Source organism: Mesorhizobium sp. P3_A2 (assembly GCF_056403115.1).
The window spans coordinates 156,300-175,087 of the sequence record NZ_JBFUGC010000008.1; the positions used below are offsets into that span (position 1 = coordinate 156,300).

Sequence of the window (18,788 nt, forward strand, 5' to 3'; positions counted from 1 at the left end):
GATCCGATGTCGAGTGATTTCGTTTTCCAGAACGTGGCCTCAGCGGATTGCACTTTCGGGAAGCAGTCTTCCCGTTAAGGCGCGAGAAGCGCGGTGGGTGACTACGGTCACCGCCATCGGCCGCGCCATGGACGGAAACACGGAAGGCCGCCGGCTTCGTCAAGAAGCGGCGGCCTTTTCCTTTGGAGCGTTACTGGGTCAGTGCGACCTTTTCGGTGTTGCTGATGATTTCCTGAAAGGCGGCGTCCAATTCTGCTCCGGTGGACGCCTCGAAATAATGTTTGGCGGCGGAAGTGTCTTTCGACGAACAGTCCTTCAGCACCGCCTTTGCCTGGTCTCGCTCGGTTGCCGACATGGCTTTGTCGTTTAGATCAAAGCCGATGGTGAAAATCTCGATGCCGTCATTTTTCATATTGCCGCACAGTGATTGGGCGTTGCTGCGCGTAAGGTTGCCTTGGCTGTTGTAGTTGCCGGTGGCGCCGGCGAAGGCGGTGTTGAACTGGCCATCGGTCATCAGGATCGCGACCTTGGCAATCTTCTTGGCATTGGCATCCGCCGCACCCTTGCCGAGACCCGCATTCTTGATCGCGGTACGCCATTGCGGCGACAGCATATAATAGGTCCACTGAATGGCGATCGCGCCGGCCGTATAACCATCGGCCCGGAAGTCGTCGATCGAATCGAGCAGTACCCCGGAATCGGCGGTCAGCGGGATCACTTCCGCATCGGGGCACCTGTTCATGCCTCCGCCACCGAGATGATCATCCCGGTTGACCAGGGCATAATATTTCTTGCCGCTCTTGTCCGTGCGAATCGTGTCCGGGCCATCGGCGCTCAAATCGGCATTGCCGTTTTTGTCCTTGCGCTCCGTGGCGCAATTATCGGGGTTTGGCACCGCCGCGCCAACAATGGAGATATAGTCGCTAAAGGACGGCAGCAGGTTCTTGCCCGTCTTGGCGACGAGAAGCGAACTGCCGGCGACAGGCGGCAGTTCAGAACTGCCTGCCTTCTCGGCATAGACGTTTTCCGCCAGCTTGCCGGCGTTCACGCCAGATGCGTAAGGCACGATCGCGACGCGGATGCGGGGGTTCTTCGGATCCTGGTTCCGCAGCATCGTCTGGACGGCGTTTTTCGCGGCGGCCTTCAGATCGCCGATCTTGTCGACACTGCCCCGCTTCGCCATCGATCCCGTTATGTCGAGCATCATGGCGATCTCGACCTGCTTGTCCGAATAGAGCGCGGAGGTGGAAGCACCGACGCGTTGCATGTCGCCGACGCTGAACAGCGGAAAGTAGAGCCCGACATCGACGTGGGCGTCGGCCGTGACCGTGTTGGCGGTCCTGTCGACGGTGAGCTTGTCGAGAACGATCTGGTTGGTTTGCAGTATGCCGGCCATGCTGTTGGCGTCTAGAAAGGCCTGCACCGACTTGTTGGCATCGGCTTCCCTGATCACCCCGGTGGTCAGGTCGCGCGCGATCGAGGTGACAGCGGCATCGACCACGCCCTGCAGGCTCGATTTGGCGTTGTAGATCTGGGAGATGTTGACGGCAAAGCCGACGCCGAGCGCCAGGACCGAAGCGGCGAGGCCGAACAGCACCGCGAAACTTCCACTGCGATCCCTGGCGAAAGCGCCAGCCGCGTGAACAAGACCCCCGTAATTCCGCATCCTTCAGCCTCCGTTCGCCTCGGCCCAGTCGCCGCAGGAAGGCCAATGCAGAATTCCGGCCGGATCGCGCGGTTGCCTCCGCGAAGGCAGCCAACCATCATTCAAGCCGTTGTTTTTGCTGGGTTCTGCATCGCAGCAAAGTGAACGCGCGGTAAACGGAAATTCACGCAAGCGACTTCGTTTACGAAGTGCTTACCATGATCCACTGCATGCCGAATGCCGGTCCCGATCCGGCACAGATGTCCGGAAGATGCAGTGTGTCGAAGCGGATCAGAATCCGGGCCAAGAACCGCTCTACGCGAGCATGTGCGCGCTGACGGTCTTGTCGACGCCGTGGTAGGGCGGATTGAACAGCTTGCCTTCCTGCTCATAGGTCCAGACCTTGAACAGGCTGAGCCGATGCGGGCCGAAACTGTGCAGCAGCGGCACATCCGTGGCGTCGCGGCCGCGCGCGATGACGACACGGCCGATCCTGGGCGTGTTGTGGCGGGGGTCGAACGTGTACCACTTGCCGTCGAGGTAGACTTCCATCCAGGCCGAGAAATCCATCGGCGCCGGATCGACCGGCACGCCAATGTCGCCGAGATAGCCGTTCACATAGCGGGCCGGGATGTTCATACAACGGCACAGCGTGATCGCCAGATGGGCGAAGTCGCGGCAGACACCGACCCGCTCCTCATTCGCCTGTGCGGCCGTGCGCGTCGGACGGGCATAGCCATAGCCGAAGGACAGCCGGTTATGGACATAGTCGACGATCGCCTGCACCCGCGCCCAGCCGGACGGCAGATGGCCGAAAAGCTGCCAGGCCAGCCCACCCAGATGGTCGGTCTCGCAATAGCGGCTGCCGAGGAGATAGCCGAGCACATCGTCCGGCAGTTCCGCCACAGGCACTTCCCTGGCCAGCGTGTTGACCTCGTCAGGTTTGCCGCTGTCCTCGACGGCGGCGTCGTAGAGGATGCGGAAATTGCCGGCGGGCGCGACAAAGCGGCGGCAGGCATTGCCGAACAGGTCGTGATAGACCTTGCTCGGCACCGAAGGCGAGGTCAGCACGCGCGTCTGCCGCTTGATGTCGGCCTGCCGGTCCGCATGGATCTCGAGCAGCGAGATGACCGGCGTGGCGTCCACACAGTCAATGGCGATTTCGTAGCCAAGCCGGATCAGCATCGCAAGTCCCCCTCGATCTCGTGGAAAACAGTTTTGCTCAAACGCCAGAAGCGGGACCATGGTTCCCTGGAACTATCGAAAAGAACCGCCCACGCCTTCCCAGGCGGGCGTGGCGACGTTACGGTCGAACGACATGTTTTGACCCTCCTGAACGTTCCCTGACCCTATTGGAAAATCTTTATGTTTGCAGGCAGAAAATTCGCCGCCTTCCTCTTCGATATGGATGGCACGGTGCTCAATTCGATTGCTTCGGCCGAGCGGGTCTGGGCGGCGCGGGCGCTTAGGCACGGTCTCGACGTCGAAGCCTTCCTGCCGACGATCCACGGTGTACGCGCCGTCGAGACCATCACCAGGCTGGCGCTACCCGGCGTCGACCCCGTGCACGAGGCGCATGTGCTGTTGCAGGCCGAGTCGGACGACGTCGAAGGCGTGCTTCCGATCGCCGGCGCCGTGCCGTTTCTCAACGCGCTGCCGCCCGAGCGCTGGGCGATCGTCACTTCGGCGCCGCGCCCGCTGGCGCTGCTGCGCATGCAGGCTGCCGGTATCCCGGTTCCGGCCTTGATGGTCGCGGGCGAGGATGTTTCGCGGGGCAAACCGGCGCCCGACTGCTTCCTGCTCGCGGCAAAACGGCTCGGCGTCGATATCGCCGACTGCCTGGTCTTCGAGGATGCCCCGGCCGGCATCGCCGCCGCCGAGGCGGCAGGAGCGTCGGTGATGGTGATCAGCGCCACCCACCAGCACCCGATGGCGACGCCGCATACCGCGATAGCCGGCTACGACGCTGTAGGCATCGCCGTCGATAACGGTGGCTGGATGACCTTGGAGCCGCAGCGCAGCGCGGCCTAGCATCGCCTTAGGGTGTGTCGCGATTCAGGTCAGGCCGAGCCGAGAACGATCGGTTCCGAGAACCGGAACGGAGCGGACGTTCGGGTCCGTGAGTACCGGAAGCGCAGGAAACGGTTGTTCGCAGGCCGGCATCACCTGAATCCCGGCATATCCTCAGAAATCGCTGGTCAGGCCTTTGACTTCCCAGTCGCCGTAGCGGCCGGGTTCCTTGCCGCCGCGGCCGCCGATTTCCTTGGGCAGCGCAGCTTCCTTCTGGCGATACTCGTCACGGCGCGCCTTGGCTTCGGCCAGCGCACGGCGGGCGGCGGCTGTCAGGTCCTTCGGAGGCGCTGCGCCATCCGGATCGGCATCGGCTTTGCTGGTTTCGTCGGTCATGCGATAGTTCCGGCGGATTGAAACGAGAGGCGGCGTTTCCCATCATATAGCGATGATGACACCCGGATCGACCCCTTTCTACCACGGCCGCAAGCGGAGCAGACGATGAGCACGCTACGCACCGCCATGCTTCTGGCCGCGATGACGGCGCTGTTCATGGGCGTCGGCTTTCTGATCGGCGGCACCGGCGGCATGATGATCGCCTTCCTGGTCGCCGCCGCCACCAACCTGTTCAGCTACTGGAACGCCGACAAGATGGTGCTGTCGATGAACCACGCCGTCGAGGTCGACGCCAGGAATGCGCCCGAATTTTACGCCATCGTCGAGGCGTTGGCCAAGCAGGCCGGCCTGCCGATGCCGAAGACCTATCTGATCGACAACCCGCAGCCCAACGCCTTCGCCACCGGCCGCAATCCCGAGAACGCTGCCGTCGCGGCCTCGACCGGCCTGCTGGAGCGCCTTTCGCATGAGGAAGTGGCAGCGGTCATGGCGCATGAGCTCGCCCACATCCAGCACCGCGATACGCTGACCATGACCATCGTCGCCACGCTCGCCGGCGCCATCTCGATGCTCGGCAATTTCGCCTTCTTCTTCGGCGGCAGCCGCGACAACAACAATCCGTTCGGCTTTGTCGGCGTGCTGGTGGCGATACTGGTCGCGCCTTTCGCCGCCATGATCGTGCAGATGGCGGTCAGCCGCACGCGCGAATACGAGGCCGACAGGCGCGGCGCCGAAATCGTCGGAAATCCGCTTTGGCTGGCATCAGCGCTTGACAAGATCGCTCGCGGCGCAGAACGCATCCGCAACCCGGATGCCGAACGCAACCCCGCGACCGCGCATCTCTTCATCATCAATCCCCTGCACGGCGAGCGCATGGACAGCCTGTTTTCGACCCACCCGAACACCGACAACCGCATCGCCGCGCTGCAAGCGATGGCGCGCGACATGGCTGGCCGCACCAACCAGCCGGCGCCGCGCCAGGCGCCCGTGCCCACCGAAGAACTGCAGGCCGATGGCCAGCAAGGCCCATGGGGCAGGCCGGCAGAGCCTGAGCCGCCGGCCGAACCGGAACAGCCAAAGCCCAACCCGTGGGGCCGCAACCCGACCGGACCCAAGGATCCGTGGTCGTGAGCGAAGCCAGAGGCCGGCCCGCACATTCAGGCAATCGCGAAAACAGCTCCGACGAATCGGTCGCCGGCCTCGCGGCGCGCAAGGCGGCGGCGCGGCTGCTCGCCGCCGTCATCGATGCCAGGACGCCACTCGACGGGCTGACCGACCACGAGAACGGCCATCCGCAATACAAGGCGCTCGACCTGCGCGACCGTGGCCTGGTGCGCGCCATACTGGTCACCGCGCTGCGCTACCGCATGACAATTGCCGGGCTTTTGGCCAAGCGCCTCGAAAAGCCGCTGCCACCCAACGCCACGGCTCTGTCGCACATCCTCCATGTCGCGGCGGCGCAGATCCTGTTCCTCGACATTCCTGATAGCGCCGCCGTCGACCTTGCCGTGACCCACGCCAAGTCCGATCCACGCACGCAGCGCTTTTCCGGCCTCGTCAACGGCGTGCTGCGCACGTTGGCACGCGCCAAGGAAACCGAACTGCCGGCAGCCCTCGCCGCCACCGACGAAGCGCCAAAGTGGTTCTCCGACCGGCTGATATCAGCCTATGGCATCGACAAGACGAGGCAGATTCTCGCGGCGCATCGCGTTGAGGCGCCGGTCGACTTCACGGTCAAGGCCGATCCCGAACTGTGGGCCGAAAAGCTCGGTGGCCTCGTGCTGCCGACCGGCACGATCCGGGTGGAAAAGCTCAGCGCCTCCGTCACCGAGCTGCCCGGCTTCGGCGAAGGCGCCTGGTGGGTCCAGGACGCCGCCGCCAGTTTTCCGGCGCGGCTGTTCGGCGATGTCAAAGGCCTGCGCATCGCCGACCTCTGCGCCGCCCCGGGCGGCAAGACCGCCCAACTGATCCTTGCCGGCGCAAAAGTCACCGCGATCGACACATCGAAGAGCCGGCTGGCGCGGCTGACGCAGAACCTCGAGCGGCTCGGCCTGTCGGCGGACATCGTCCAGGCCGATCTGCTGAAGTACCAGCCGGCGGAGCTTTTCGACGCCGTCCTGCTCGACGCGCCCTGCTCTTCCACCGGCACGGTGCGGCGGCATCCCGACGTGCCGTGGACGAAGACGATGGCCGACGTCGAAAAGCTTGCCGACCTCCAGGCAAGGCTGCTCGCCCGCGCCGTCACCTTGGTCAAACCGGGCGGTCGGATTGTTTTTTCCAACTGCTCGCTCGACCCGATCGAAGGCGAAGATCTTTATCGCGTCTTTCTGGCCGGAAACAAAACCATCGCCGACGATCCATTGCAGCCGGGCGAGATCGACGGCATCGATGCTTTCCTGACCAGCCAGGGCACGCTGCGCACAACGCCCGCCGATTTCGACCTAGGTTCGCCGGGGATTTCCGGCCTGGACGGCTTCTTCGCCGCCCGCATGCGGCGCGCGGCCTAGGATTTGTCGCCACAGGCTGTGGACCGCAAACTCCGGAATCCATGCCGTGGTCTATGTTCGTTTGCGCTGTTCGGCCGACCGCAAAACTTTTGTCGGGCGAGTTTCGTTCGCTCTACAACTGCAAGACAACACCGGATTGCAGCCTTTAACCCGGAAATCGCTCGACTTTTTTCGGGGGTGGTCAGCTGCCGGCAGCGTGAAGCCCTTCACGTCGGCGGAATTCGACTTCGCATAAGTTCTTGAATCATATAAGCTTGTGCTTGGGAAGTGGACGACGAGGAGAGGTTTTGGCACTGGCTGCCGGCAGTACGACACGTCTGTGGACGCTTGTCGCCAAGGAGTTTTGGCGCAAGACGCGCCGGCGCCTGCGGGCAGGGCCAGTCTATCGCTGGCGCTATTCCGGACGCACGCCGGAGCGCGTCCTGATTGCGCCGCCGGATCTCAGGCTCGCCGACCCGCAGATCGCGCTCGAAATCTATTACGGTCGCTATCCGCTGTCGGGCCATCTGGTCGAGACCGGCGGCAAATCGCCGTTCCAGATCGACGTTGCCAATCGTGGTTGGGTGAAAACGCTGCACGGTTTCCGCTGGCTGCGTCACATGCGCGCCGCCGGCACCGAGCTGGCCGCAGCCAACGCCCGGGCGCTGGTTTCCGACTGGATCGCCATGCATGGCAACCAGATTTCCGGCATCGCCTGGGAGCCCGGCACGACCGCCAAGCGCGTCATCGCCTGGCTGCAACATTCCTCGGTTGTCCTACAAGGCGCCGAGTTTCCGTTCTATCGCGCCTTCCTGAAATCGCTTGCCGTGCAGATCCGCTATCTGCGCTCGATGGCGCGCGAAATGCCGGACGGCAAGGACAGGCTGCGCACCCGCATCGCGCTTGCCTTCGCCGCGCTGTCGCTGCCGGCGCCGGCCTCGGCATTGCGCGGCGCCACCCGCAATCTGGCGGAAGAACTCGACCGCCAGATCCTTCCCGACGGCGGCCATATTTCGCGCAATCCGATGGCCGTGCTCGAACTGCTCGCCGACCTTTTGCCGCTGCGCCAGACCTATGCCAACCAGGCCGAAACGCCGCCGGCAGCGCTGATGGGTGCCATCGACCGCATGCTGCCGGCGCTGCGCTTCTTCCGTCACCAGGACGGCAGCCTCGCCCGCTTCAACGGCATGGGCGCAACCATCCACGACCGCATCGCCACCATATTGCGCCATGACGACACCGCCGGCGCACCGCTGCTGCATGCGCCGCATTCCGGCTATGAGCGGCTGTCTATGGGCGGCGTGACCGTCATTGCCGATACCGGCGCGTCGCCGCCCATCGACGTCTCCAACGCTGCGCATGCCGGCTGCCTCGCCTTCGAACTGTCCTCGGGCCGCCAGCACTATGTCGTCAATGCCGGTATCGACACCTATGGCGCCGCCGAATTCCGGCCACTGGCCCGCGCCACGGCGGCGCATTCGACCGCCACCATCAACGACACCTCGTCGGCGCGGTTTTCCCACTCGCTGCGCGTCAACGACTTGCTCGGCACCCCATTGCTCGGTGGCCCGCAGCATGTGCCGTGCAAGCGCATCGACCAGAAGGGCGCGCAAGGCTTTGTCGCCCGCCATGACGGCTACGTCCAGCGCTTCGGCTTCCAGCATGAGCGTGAGCTGAAACTGTCGAGCGAGGGCAATGTGCTTGCCGGACGGGACCGCTTCCTGCGCCCCGGCGGTGCGGCGATCCGCAACAATGGCCGCGACTTCGTCGTGGTGCGCTTCCACGTTCATCCCGACATCAACCTGCTGCAAGACGAGCATGACCGACTGGTGCTGACCGCCGACCAGGCCGACACCTGGGTGTTCACCTGCACCGAGGTGGCGCCGGAGGTGGAGGAATCGATCTATTTCGCCGGCCTTGGCGGTCCGCGGCGCAGCCGCCAGATCGTGCTTGCCTTCAAGGCCTCGGAGATTGCCGAGGTGCATTGGCAGCTGACGCGTACCGGCATCGCCGGCTACCCCGAGAACAACTGAGCGTCGTTGCCGGCACCGGCTTGATCGAGCTTCCGGCTTGATTTCCTGACCTCATGTGCTACGGCCCCGCAACGCTCTCCAATCAGCCCTGAAAGGCCGCCAGCCCATGGCCGTCGCCGCCAAGAACATTCCGGCACCCGACCTCGTTCCGGTCCGCCGCGCCCTGCTTTCCGTTTTCGACAAGACCGGCCTGATCGACTTCGCCAAAGGCCTGGCCGCGGCCGGCGTCGAGCTGGTGTCGACCGGCGGCACGGCAAAAGCGATCGCCGAAGCGGGGCTGGCCGTGCGCGACGTCTCCGAGCTGACCGGCTTTCCCGAAATCATGGATGGCCGCGTCAAGACGCTGCATCCGTCGGTGCATGGCGCGCTGCTCGGCGTGCGCGACGACCCCGAACATGCCAAGGCCATGCACGATCACGGCATCGAGCCAATCGATCTCCTCGTCTCCAACCTCTACCCGTTCGAAGAGGTCCGCCGTTCCGGCGCCGACTATGCGGCGATCGTCGAGAACATCGACATTGGCGGCCCGGCGATGATCCGCGCCTCGGCCAAGAACCACGCCTATGTCGCCATCGTCACCGATCCCGGCGACTACGCCTCGGTGCTCAATGCGCTGGAAATGAACATCGGCTCACTGTCGCTGGATTTCCGCAAGAAGCTGGCGGCCAAGGCCTTTGCCCGCACCGCCAGCTACGATGCGGCGATTTCCGGCTGGTTCGCCGAGACGCTGGAGATCGAGCATCCGACCTGGCGCGCCTTTGGCGGCCGGCTGGAGAGCGTCATGCGCTATGGCGAGAACCCGCATCAGAACGCCGGCTTCTACGTCAATGGCTACAAGCGGCCGGGAGTCGCGACAGCGCGGCAGTTGCAGGGCAAGCAGTTGTCCTACAACAACATCAACGACACCGACGCGGCCTTTGAACTGGTCGGTGAGTTCGATCCCAACCGCTGCGCAGCGGTGGCCATCATCAAGCACGCCAACCCGTGCGGCGTCGCCGAAGGCACTTCGCTGACGGCGGCCTATGCAAGGGCGCTGGCTTGCGACCCGGTCTCGGCCTTTGGCGGCATCGTCGCCATGAACCGCATCCTCGATGCCGAGGCGGCCGCGGAGATCGTCAAAACCTTCACCGAAGTGATCATCGCGCCGAACGCCTCGGAAGACGCCGTCCGCATCGTCGCCGCCAAGAAGAACCTGCGCCTGCTGGTCACCGGCGGCCTGCCCGATCCGCGTTCTGCCGGCACCACAGTGAAATCCGTCGCCGGCGGCATGCTCGTCCAGGGCCGCGACAATGCGGTGGTCGACGACCTCGAACTCAAAGTGGTGACCAAGCGCGCGCCGACGGCGGCTGAAATGGCCGACCTGAAATTCGCTTTCCGCATCGCCAAGCATGTCAAGTCGAACGCCATCGTCTACGCTAAGGACGGCGCCACCGTCGGAATCGGCGCCGGCCAGATGAGCCGCGTCGATTCCTCGCGCATCGCCGCCCGCAAGGCGCTCGACGCGGCGGAAGCGGCTGGCCTGGCGGAGCCGCTGACCAAAGGCTCGGTGGTTGCCTCCGATGCCTTCTTCCCCTTCGCCGATGGGCTGATCTCAGCCATCGAAGCTGGAGCCACCGCCGTCATCCAACCCGGCGGCTCGATGCGCGACGAAGACGTCATCGCCGCCGCCGATGAGCATGGCATCGCGATGGTATTTACGGGTGTCAGGCACTTTAGGCATTAGGCGCCTCTTCCCCTTCTCCCATTGTGGGAGAAGGTGGATCGGCGCGCAGCGCCGAGACGATGAGGGGTGTTCCAGCAGAGTGAGACGTCGGTGTTCCCTGGAACACCCTCATCCGACCTCGCTTCGCGAGGCCACCTTCCCCCACAAGGGGGGAAGGAAGCAGCAGTCACTCCACCGGCTGATCCGCCGGGTATGGCGTCCAGATCAATATCGCGATGCCGACGCCGAGGAACAGCACGATCGCAGCCATACCGAGCCGCGCCGAGCCGCTGGCGAGCGTGATCGACGCCACCATGAACGGCGCCAGGAAACTCGTCGCACGTCCGGCCAGCGCATAGATGCCGAAATAGCGGCCGGACTCGGCTGCGGTGACGCTGCGCGCCATATAGGAGCGCGACGATGCCTGGACCGGCCCGAAGGCCAGCCCGATCAACAAGCCGTAGAAGATGTAGGCCTTTTCCGCCGCCGTGCCAAACAGGCCGCCGCTATCGGCTCCCGGCATCATCCAGGCGCCGAACAGCGTGTAACCAGGCCCGGTCGAAACGATGCCGATGGTGGCGAGGCTGAGCATGACGAGCGAAATCATCACGATCGTCTTGGAGCCAAGCGCGGTGTCGAGACGCGCGGCAACCAGGCAACCGACGATAGCGACGACATTGAGGATGATGCCGAACATGCCGATCTCGGTGATCGACCAGTGGAACATCGCCGCCGCAAAGGTACCGCCCAAGGCGAGCAGCGCGTTGACGCCGTCATGATAAATCATGCGGGCAATGAGGAAGCGGAGGATGCCGCTGCGCTGGCGCACTTCGGTCAGTGTCGACTTCAGCTCCGACAGGCCTTCACGAACCGCCGGCACGATCGGAATGCCTTTGATGGCGTCCGGCGTGAAGAGGAACATCGGCAGGATGAACAGGAAATACCAGCCAGCCGAAAGCGGCCCGGTGGCGCGCGCGTCCTCGCCGAGTTTCGGGTCGAGCCCGAACAGAGGGTCGATGCCGATGATCGTCTTGCCGGTCTCCGCTGAGCCAGCCAGGCAGGTGACGACGAAGATCAGCGCGATCATGCCGCCGAGATAGCCGAGGCCCCAGGCCATATTCGAGATGTGGCCGATCTCGCTCTTCGGCACCAGGCGCGGCATCATCGAATCGTTGAACACGGTCGAGAATTCCGCCGCGACTGAAGCCAGCGAGAAGAACAGCACCACCAGGAACAGGTTCGAGCCGGGAGCGGCGAACCACAGCAGGCAAAGACTGATGATCTTGATCGAGGCGAAGAAGGCGATCCATGGTTTGCGTGGGCCGGTCTGGTCGGCAATCGAGCCGAGGATCGGCGACAGAACGGCGATGACCAGGCCCGCGGCGGCAATGCCATAGCCCCAGGCGGCCTGGCCGCTTTCGGGATCGCTGGCCATGCGCGAGACGAAGTACGGGCCGAAGATAAAGGTGGTGACGACGGTGAAAAACGGCTGCGCCGCCCAGTCGAACAGCATCCATCCCCAGATGCCGCGCCCGGATGCCCGCTGCACTGTTTCTACTGCCGCCATGATTCCCCCGACATCCGCGCCGCCCGTGTCGGGCGCCATGTCTGCATGTTTCGCATTGTCTTGCAAACCACCCAGGTCGGCGCCTCGCCTGCCTGCCGGCATTCTCTCCCGAAGAAAGGCACGACGCCCTACCTCCCCCTTGTGGGGAGGTCGGACCGTAGGTCCGGGTGGGGGTCGGTGCCGCACCCCCACCCTGCTGCTTCGCAGCGACCTCCCCACAAGGGGGAGGGTAAGGCCTCACATCCCCGTCAAATCGCTCATCAGCCCGGACGCCACCGACAGCCGCGACACGGTGATGTCGCCGCCTTCGGTCAGCGCCTGCAGCCGCTCGCGGATGCGGGCCACCCGCTCGCCGCCGGCCTCCAGCCAGGCCGCCACCGGGTCGGCCGTGCCGGCATGGCCGGTGAGAGCGGCGACCGCGATACCGCGTCGCGCCGCGCCGATCGTGTCTGTGGCGCGGGACAGCGCCAGCTGGTCGTAATAGTCCGACGGCGTGATCGACCGCGCCGCGTCCTCGACGCGCGGAATGCGGAAGGCATCGCTGACGGCAAAGAACGCCTTGGCCGCCGCAACGATGTCGGCATTGGCCATGCGCGACGTCAGTGCGATATCGGGGATCAGTTCCGCCAGATCGGCCAGCGCCAGCTTTTCAGCCAGCCTCTCCGGCGCGCCGGCCTTGAACAGGCCGTGCCGCCGCTCCTCGATCCGCTCGCGCGAGAAGGCCGGCAGCAGCGAGACGAGCTTCGGCTCCAGCGCCTTGCGCGCCTCCTGCAATTCGGCGATGCGCTGGCCGAGCGCTGCGGTGCCGGCATCGTTCTTCAGGTACCAGCCGCTGGTCACAAAGATAAGCCGGCTGACCGACTGATAGAGGTCGAGCTGCACCTGGCCGTCGATCTGGCTGTCCAGCGCATCGATCTCGCGGTAGAGCGCCGGCAGGGCAAAGCCATCGCGCACCACGGCAAAGGTCCGCACCACGTCGGCGGCGCTGCGCCCCGTGGCTTCCTGCAGGCGGTTGACGAAGGACGGACCGCCGCGATTGACCAGATCGTTGGCGACGACGCGGGCGATGATCTCGCGGCGCAGCCGGTGACCGTGGATCTCGGCGGCGTATTTCTTCGCCATCCGGTCGGGGAAATAGCCCATCAGATCGCGGTCGAAATGCGCGTCGTCCGGCACGTCGCTGGCGACGATGTCGGAAAACAGCACGATCTTGGCATAGGCAAGCAGCACGCCGAGTTCGGCCCGGGTCAGCGGCTCGCCGCGCGCCTCGCGCTCGGCAAGGGCGGCCGGCGACGGCAGTGTCTCGACGGCGCGGTCGAGCAGGCCGCGCGCCTCGAGCGCCGTCATGAAACGGCTCTGATGCGCGATGTCGGCGAGGCCGCGCTTGCGGGCGATCGAAAGCGCCAGCGTCTGTTCGTAATTGTTGGACAGCACCAGCCCGCTGACCTCGTCGGTCATCTCAGCCAGCAATTTGTTGCGGGCCGGCCGGGTCAGCGATCCCTTGCGCATGGCCGACGCCAGCGCAATCTTGATGTTGACCTCGACGTCAGAGCAATTGACGCCACCGGAATTGTCGATGGCGTCGGAATTGCAGCGGCCGCCATTCATGCCGAACTCGATGCGGGCACGCTGCGTAACGCCGAGATTAGCGCCCTCGCCGATCACTTTCGCCCGGACATCGAGCGCTGTGATGCGGATGGCGTCATTGGCGCGGTCGCCGACATCGGCGTTGGTTTCACTGGAGGCCCGCAAGTAAGTGCCGATGCCACCGAACCACAACAGATCGACATTCGCCTTGAGGATGGCGGTCATGATCTCGACCGGAGTCGCGGTGGTCTTGGTGAGGCCGACCGCGGCGGCTGCCGCCGTCGGCAGCGTGATCGACTTCTGGCTGCGCGAGACGATCACGCCGCCTTCCGACAGTTTGGTCTTGTCGTAATCCTGCCAACTCGAACGCGGCAGTGCGAACATGCGCTCACGCTCGGCCATCGACGCCACCCTGTCCGGATCGGGATCGATGAAGATGTCGCGATGGTCGAAGGCGGCGATCAGCCTGGTCTGCGGCGACAACAGCATGCCGTTGCCGAACACGTCGCCCGACATGTCGCCGACGCCGACGACGGTAAAGGGGGAGGTCTGGATGTCGCGGTTCATCTCGCGGAAATGCCGCTTCACCGCTTCCCAGGCGCCCTTTGCGGTGATGCCCATCTTCTTGTGGTCGTAGCCGGCCGAGCCGCCGCTGGCGAAGGCGTCGTCGAGCCAGAAGCCATGCTTCTCCGAGATAGCGTTGGCGGTGTCGGAGAAGGTCGCCGTGCCCTTGTCGGCGGCAACGACGAAATAGGGATCGTCGGGGTCGCGCCTGACAACGCCGGCCGGCGGAATGACGCCGTCGAGGCCGATATTATCGGTGATCGACAGCAGGCTGGAGACGAAGTTCTTGTAGGCCGAGGTGCCGGCCTCGAAGATGGCGTCGCGGCTGCCGCCAGCGGGCAGGCGTTTGGGGAAGAAACCGCCCTTGGCGCCGACCGGTACGATAACGGCGTTCTTGACCTGTTGCGCCTTGACCAGGCCGAGCACTTCGGTGCGGTAATCCTGGGCGCGGTCCGACCAGCGCAGGCCGCCGCGCGCCACCGGGCCGAAGCGCAGATGCACGCCCTCGACTTCGGAGCCGTAGACGAAGACCTCGCGCCATGGCCGTGGCGCCGGCAGGCCTTCGACCGCCTGCGAATCGAGCTTGATCGCCAGCGACTGGCCCCTCGCCTTCGTTTCGGCGACGAAATGGTTTGTACGCAGCGAAGATTCGATCAGATTGAGGTAGCGGCGGATGATGGTGTCGTCGTCGATGTTGGGCACCTCTTCCAGGGCGTCCTTGATCTTGGCCTTGAGGTGCTTGGCGGCAACCACGCCTTCCGTCGCGGCCGTCGGGCCGAGGCGGGCGACAAACAGCGCATGCAGGCCGCGCGCAATGTCGGGGTAGCGGTTGAGTGCGGCGGCAATGAAATCCTGGCTCTGCGGGATGCCGGCCTGTTGCAGATAGCGGCCATAGGCGCGCAGGACGGTGACTTCGCTCGACCACAGGCCGGCGGTCTGGGCAAGGCCGTTGTAGCTGTCATTGTCGATATCACCGCGCCACACCGACAGGAAGGCGTCCTCGAACAGCGCCCCGCCACCGGTGAGGTCGATCGGCTTGCCGTAGCTGTTCTCCAACTCCATGTCGTGGACGAAGACCGTGTCGCCGCCATCTTCGCCGACTTCGAACGTTCGCTCGCTGATGACGCGGAAACCGATGTTTTCCAGCACCGGCACCCGCCGCGACAGCGCCACCGGGCTGCCATGATGGTAGATCTTCAGCGCCGCCTGGTGGGGCTTCTGCTCGGCATGCCGGTAGTAATCGATGGCGATCGGATTGGCGTCGCTGATGCTGGCGATGCGCCCGGCATCGGCTAGCGCCACGGCAGCACTGAAGGAATCGCGATAGCTCTCCGGAAACCGCGCGGCGATGGCTTTCAACGCTTGATCGCTGCCGCCGTCTTCAGCGGCTTCGGCCAGCGCATCGTCCCAGGTGCGCACGATGTCGCGGATAGCCGCCTCGATCGCCGCCTGCTCGACCTTCGGCGTCTTGCCGCCGGAACGGCCGATGATGAAGTGAACACGTGTCAGCCCGCCTTCGGGGAAGGCCGGATAGTAAGCCGACAAACGGCCCTCGAACACCGTCTTGAGATAGGTGCCGATCTTCTCGCGCACGACGCTGTCATAGCGGTCACGCGGCACGAAGACGAGAACAGAGACAAAGCGGTCGAACTGGTCGGCGCGCACCAGCGCCCGCACCCGTGGCCGCTCGATCAGGCCGAGTATGGCTGCCGCGTGCTTCTTCAGGACGGGCACCGGCACCTGGAACAGTTCGTCGCGCGGATAGCTCTCCAAGACGTTGATCAGCGCCTTGCCGGAATGGTCGTGCCGGTCGAAACCGGACTTGGCGATGATGGTCTCAGCCTTCGACCGCAGATACGGGATCTTCATCACCGAGCGCGTGTAGGCGGTCGAGGTGAACAGGCCAACGATGCGCAGTTCGCCGGCAAGCGTGCCCTTGGCGGTGTAGGTCTTGACGCCGATATAGTCGAGATAGATGCGCCGGTGCACCAGCGACTTGGCATTGGCCTTGGTGACGATCAGCGGCTCCGGCCCATGCAGGAAGGCGCGGATCTCGGGCGTCGTCGTCACGGCTTCTGTGCCGCGCCTGAGCACCAGCACGTCGGGGTCGGAGAGGATGCCGAGGCCGGGCTTGTCGGCGCGTTCCAGATTACCGCTCTCCGCGCCGCCGGTGTATTTGAACTCACGCATGCCGAGGAAGGTGAAATTGTCGTCGCGCAGCCACTCCAGGAAGGCGATCGCCTCGGCGACGCTCTTCTTGTCCAATGGCACGGCGGAATAGCGGAATTCGGAAATCGCCTGGTCGAGACGGGCCAGCATCGGCTTCCAGTCGCTGACCGCGGCGCGCACCTGGGTGAGCATCTTGCGCAAGCGATCGGCCAGCGCATTCGCCTGTTCCGCCGTCAGGCGGGGAATGTGGACATGAACGACGCTCAGCCGGTCGTGATTGCCGTCGTCCTTGAGAGCGCTGCCGTCGCCGAGGATCTCGTCGACGCCGGTCTTGCCGTGGCGCACCACGATGACCGGATGGGTAACCAAAGTCGGTTCGCCTGATGTCTCGGTGATCTCGCCAAGGATCGAATCGAACAGGAACGGCATGTTGTCGTTGACGACGGTGATGACCGTCATCGGACGGCCTTCGCGGGAGACGCCGGAATCGGTATCGACGGCGACAACACTTTGGCCTTTCTTGTGGACGGCGACGGCCCGTCCCGCCAGATTGGCGGCGCGCTCGAGGTCGGCGGCGTCATAGGCGGCAATGTCTTCGGCCGGCGCGCGAGCCAACAGATAGTCGGCGAGCCTGGCCGACTTCTCGTCAGGCTTCACCGCCGCGCTGGCTTTTTTCTTCGACTTAGCTGCGGATTTCACGCTCGCCATGATGTCCTCCCGTCACATGCTTTTACGACTATGGTAGCAGATGACCGCCGTTTGGCGACAAAGGTTTGACGGCTCGCTAAGAATTATCGGAATTCGGCGGTCAGGCGGCAGTGAACGAGGAGGAAGACCCATGTCCGGCAAAATCAGCGCCCTTGACCTCGGCATCGCCGAGCTGAGCGAGGCGACAAAAGCCTATTTCGCAAAATGCGAGGAAAAACTCGGTCTGGTCCCCAACGTGCTTCTTGCCTACGCCTTCGACGAGAAGAAGCTGCGCGCCTTCACCGACACTTACAATGATCTGATGCTGGGTGAATCCGGCCTATCAAAGCTGGAGCGCGAGATGATCGCGGTCGTCGTCTCCTCGATCAACCACTGCTACTATTGCCTGACCGCGCATGGCGCGGCGGTGCGCCAGCTCTCCGGAGACCCCGCGCTGGGCGAGATGATGGTGATGAATTTCCGCGCCGCCAATCTTTCCCCGAAGCAGACGGCGATGCTGGAATTCGCCGTCAAGCTGACCGAAGAGCCGGCAAAGATCGTCGAGGCGGACAGGGCGGCATTGCGCAACGCCGGCTTCAGCAACCGCGACATCTGGGACATCGCCTCGACCGCCGCTTTCTTCAACATGTCCAACCGCGTGGCAGCAGCGATCGACATGCGGCCGAACGACGAATACCACGCCATGGCGAGGTAGCCGTCGCTTCTATCGCCCAGCCGCGCCGTATTTTAGCGGTCACGCATCCCCGTTGCTTGTTTGGCGGTTTGGTCAGATGATCGGCACGCGGCGTGACCGCATGCCGGTTCGATGCCGCCGACGAAGGGAGGAGAACATGGCGAAGTTTCTCTACATCTATCACGGTTCCGGCAAGATGCCCGCGAACGAGGCCGATCTAAAGGCGTTGACGGACACCTGGACGGGCTGGTTCGGAAAGCTTGGTTCGGCTGTGGTCGACCGAGGCAATCCGGTTGGCATGTCGAAGACCGTTCTGCCCGGCGGCAAGGTCGAGAACAATGGCGGCAGCAACCCGACTGGCGGCTATTCAATCATCGAAGCGAAAGACATCGACGACGCCACCAGCAAGGCCAAGGATTGTCCGATCCTGATGGAGCCGAACTGCAACGTCGAGATCGCGCCGATCCTCAATATGATGGGTTGACGCGCCGGTTCAGGACCGCGCTGCGATCGCCGCCGCGGCGCCGGCCATCGTCGTGGCGCTGATGCGATTGGCGATCTTCATGGCGCGCTTGCTCCTCAAGAGCTTGCGCGCCTGAGAGGCCGCGACCACCCAGGCGAGATCGATGGCGATAAGCACCACCGCCATCGTGGCCGTCAACTCGACCCAACCGACAATGCTGACCGAAGCGAGGTCAATGATGGTCGGCAGCAGCGCCAGATAGAACATCATGATCTTGGGATTGCCGAGCGTCACCGCCATGCCGGCGAAGAACAGTTTTGCGGGAGAGTCCTCGCGCGGCATCTCGCCTTCCCTGGCGTCGACCGGTGCAGTCCACATCCTCCAGGCGAGGTAAGCAAGGTAGGCGACACCGACCCATTTCACGACCACGAAGGCGAAGTGAAAAGTCTGCGCCACGACGGCCAGTCCGAACACCGCCAGCGACAGCCAGATGCCCTCGCCGATCCACATGGCGAGCAGGAACGGGAACACGTCGCGAAAGCCTTTCGAGATGACGCGCGCGACAAGTGCCGCGATCGACGGGCCTGGCGAGCCGGCGGCAACGAACAAAGCGGCGGCGAAAATGAGCAGCGAGGTGAGGTGCATGACGGAGCCTTCGAGCGTTGGATGGCAAAGAATATCCGATCTCCGGCGATTTGGCACCCTTGAGCCTTGATGGGCCAGCGGCCCGACAAGTTTCAGTGGCTGGACCTTGCTGACGCCGGTGGTTTGAGAAAGGATCGCGG

The 18,788-nt window shown here is 64.3% G+C and carries 13 protein-coding genes; 7 read left to right on the plus strand and 6 right to left on the minus strand.

The window, feature by feature from the left end:
- Nucleotides 1-190: 190 nt before the first annotated feature.
- The gene (locus AC1DXM_RS19515; RefSeq protein ID WP_477235299.1) at nt 191-1,666 is read right to left on the minus strand and encodes a TadE/TadG family type IV pilus assembly protein; all 1,476 of its coding nucleotides are present in this window, start codon (nt 1,664-1,666) and stop codon (nt 191-193) included.
- Between the two features lie 294 nt (nt 1,667-1,960).
- On the minus strand, nt 1,961-2,830 hold the full coding sequence (locus tag AC1DXM_RS19520; protein ID WP_477235301.1) for a transglutaminase-like domain-containing protein: 870 nt from the start codon (nt 2,828-2,830) through the stop codon (nt 1,961-1,963).
- A 180-nt stretch (nt 2,831-3,010) separates the two neighbouring features.
- On the opposite strand from AC1DXM_RS19520, the gene AC1DXM_RS19525 reads away from it, so the two are divergent.
- On the plus strand, nt 3,011-3,676 hold the full coding sequence (locus AC1DXM_RS19525; protein ID WP_477235303.1) for an HAD-IA family hydrolase: 666 nt from the start codon (nt 3,011-3,013) through the stop codon (nt 3,674-3,676).
- A gap of 153 nt (nt 3,677-3,829) precedes the next feature.
- Here the strand turns inward: AC1DXM_RS19525 and AC1DXM_RS19530 are convergent, their stop codons facing one another.
- Entirely contained in the window at nt 3,830-4,051 is a 222-nt protein-coding gene (locus AC1DXM_RS19530; protein WP_477235305.1) for a DUF1674 domain-containing protein, read from the minus strand.
- 105 nt (nt 4,052-4,156) lie between these two features.
- On the opposite strand from AC1DXM_RS19530, the gene htpX reads away from it, so the two are divergent.
- From htpX to purH, 4 genes are all read left to right on the plus strand, one after another.
- Nucleotides 4,157-5,182, plus strand: coding sequence for a zinc metalloprotease HtpX (gene htpX / locus AC1DXM_RS19535; RefSeq protein ID WP_477235307.1), 1,026 nt, complete (start codon nt 4,157-4,159; stop codon nt 5,180-5,182).
- Entirely contained in the window at nt 5,173-6,558 is a 1,386-nt protein-coding gene (locus AC1DXM_RS19540; RefSeq protein WP_477235309.1) for an RsmB/NOP family class I SAM-dependent RNA methyltransferase, read from the plus strand. Before htpX ends, AC1DXM_RS19540 begins: the two co-directional genes overlap by 10 nt.
- Before the next feature lie 287 nt (nt 6,559-6,845).
- Nucleotides 6,846-8,570: a heparinase II/III family protein gene (locus AC1DXM_RS19545; RefSeq protein WP_477235311.1), complete on the plus strand. Its 1,725-nt coding sequence runs from the start codon at nt 6,846-6,848 to the stop codon at nt 8,568-8,570.
- A 106-nt stretch (nt 8,571-8,676) separates the two neighbouring features.
- Nucleotides 8,677-10,293 carry a bifunctional phosphoribosylaminoimidazolecarboxamide formyltransferase/IMP cyclohydrolase gene (gene purH / locus AC1DXM_RS19550; RefSeq protein WP_477235313.1) on the plus strand — a complete coding sequence of 539 codons (1,617 nt, stop codon included), beginning with the start codon at nt 8,677-8,679 and terminating at the stop codon, nt 10,291-10,293.
- A 166-nt stretch (nt 10,294-10,459) separates the two neighbouring features.
- Here purH and AC1DXM_RS19555 read toward each other — a convergent pair whose 3' ends face one another.
- Nucleotides 10,460-11,878, minus strand: coding sequence for an MFS transporter (locus AC1DXM_RS19555; protein WP_477235315.1), 1,419 nt, complete (start codon nt 11,876-11,878; stop codon nt 10,460-10,462).
- Nucleotides 11,879-12,076: 198 nt separating this feature from the next.
- Entirely contained in the window at nt 12,077-16,867 is a 4,791-nt protein-coding gene (locus tag AC1DXM_RS19560) for an NAD-glutamate dehydrogenase (RefSeq protein WP_477235317.1), read from the minus strand.
- 130 nt (nt 16,868-16,997) lie between these two features.
- Here AC1DXM_RS19560 and AC1DXM_RS19565 point away from each other — a divergent pair, with 130 nt between their 5' ends.
- Both AC1DXM_RS19565 and AC1DXM_RS19570 read left to right on the plus strand, forming a co-directional pair.
- Nucleotides 16,998-17,561, plus strand: coding sequence for a peroxidase-related enzyme (locus AC1DXM_RS19565; protein WP_477235319.1), 564 nt, complete (start codon nt 16,998-17,000; stop codon nt 17,559-17,561).
- Between the two features lie 136 nt (nt 17,562-17,697).
- Complete coding sequence (locus AC1DXM_RS19570) at nt 17,698-18,024, plus strand: YciI family protein (RefSeq protein ID WP_112561310.1); 327 nt, start codon at nt 17,698-17,700, stop codon at nt 18,022-18,024.
- Between the two features lie 9 nt (nt 18,025-18,033).
- Here the strand turns inward: AC1DXM_RS19570 and AC1DXM_RS19575 are convergent, their stop codons facing one another.
- On the minus strand, nt 18,034-18,648 hold the full coding sequence (locus AC1DXM_RS19575) for a LysE family translocator (protein ID WP_477235321.1): 615 nt from the start codon (nt 18,646-18,648) through the stop codon (nt 18,034-18,036).
- Nucleotides 18,649-18,788: the final 140 nt, after the last annotated feature.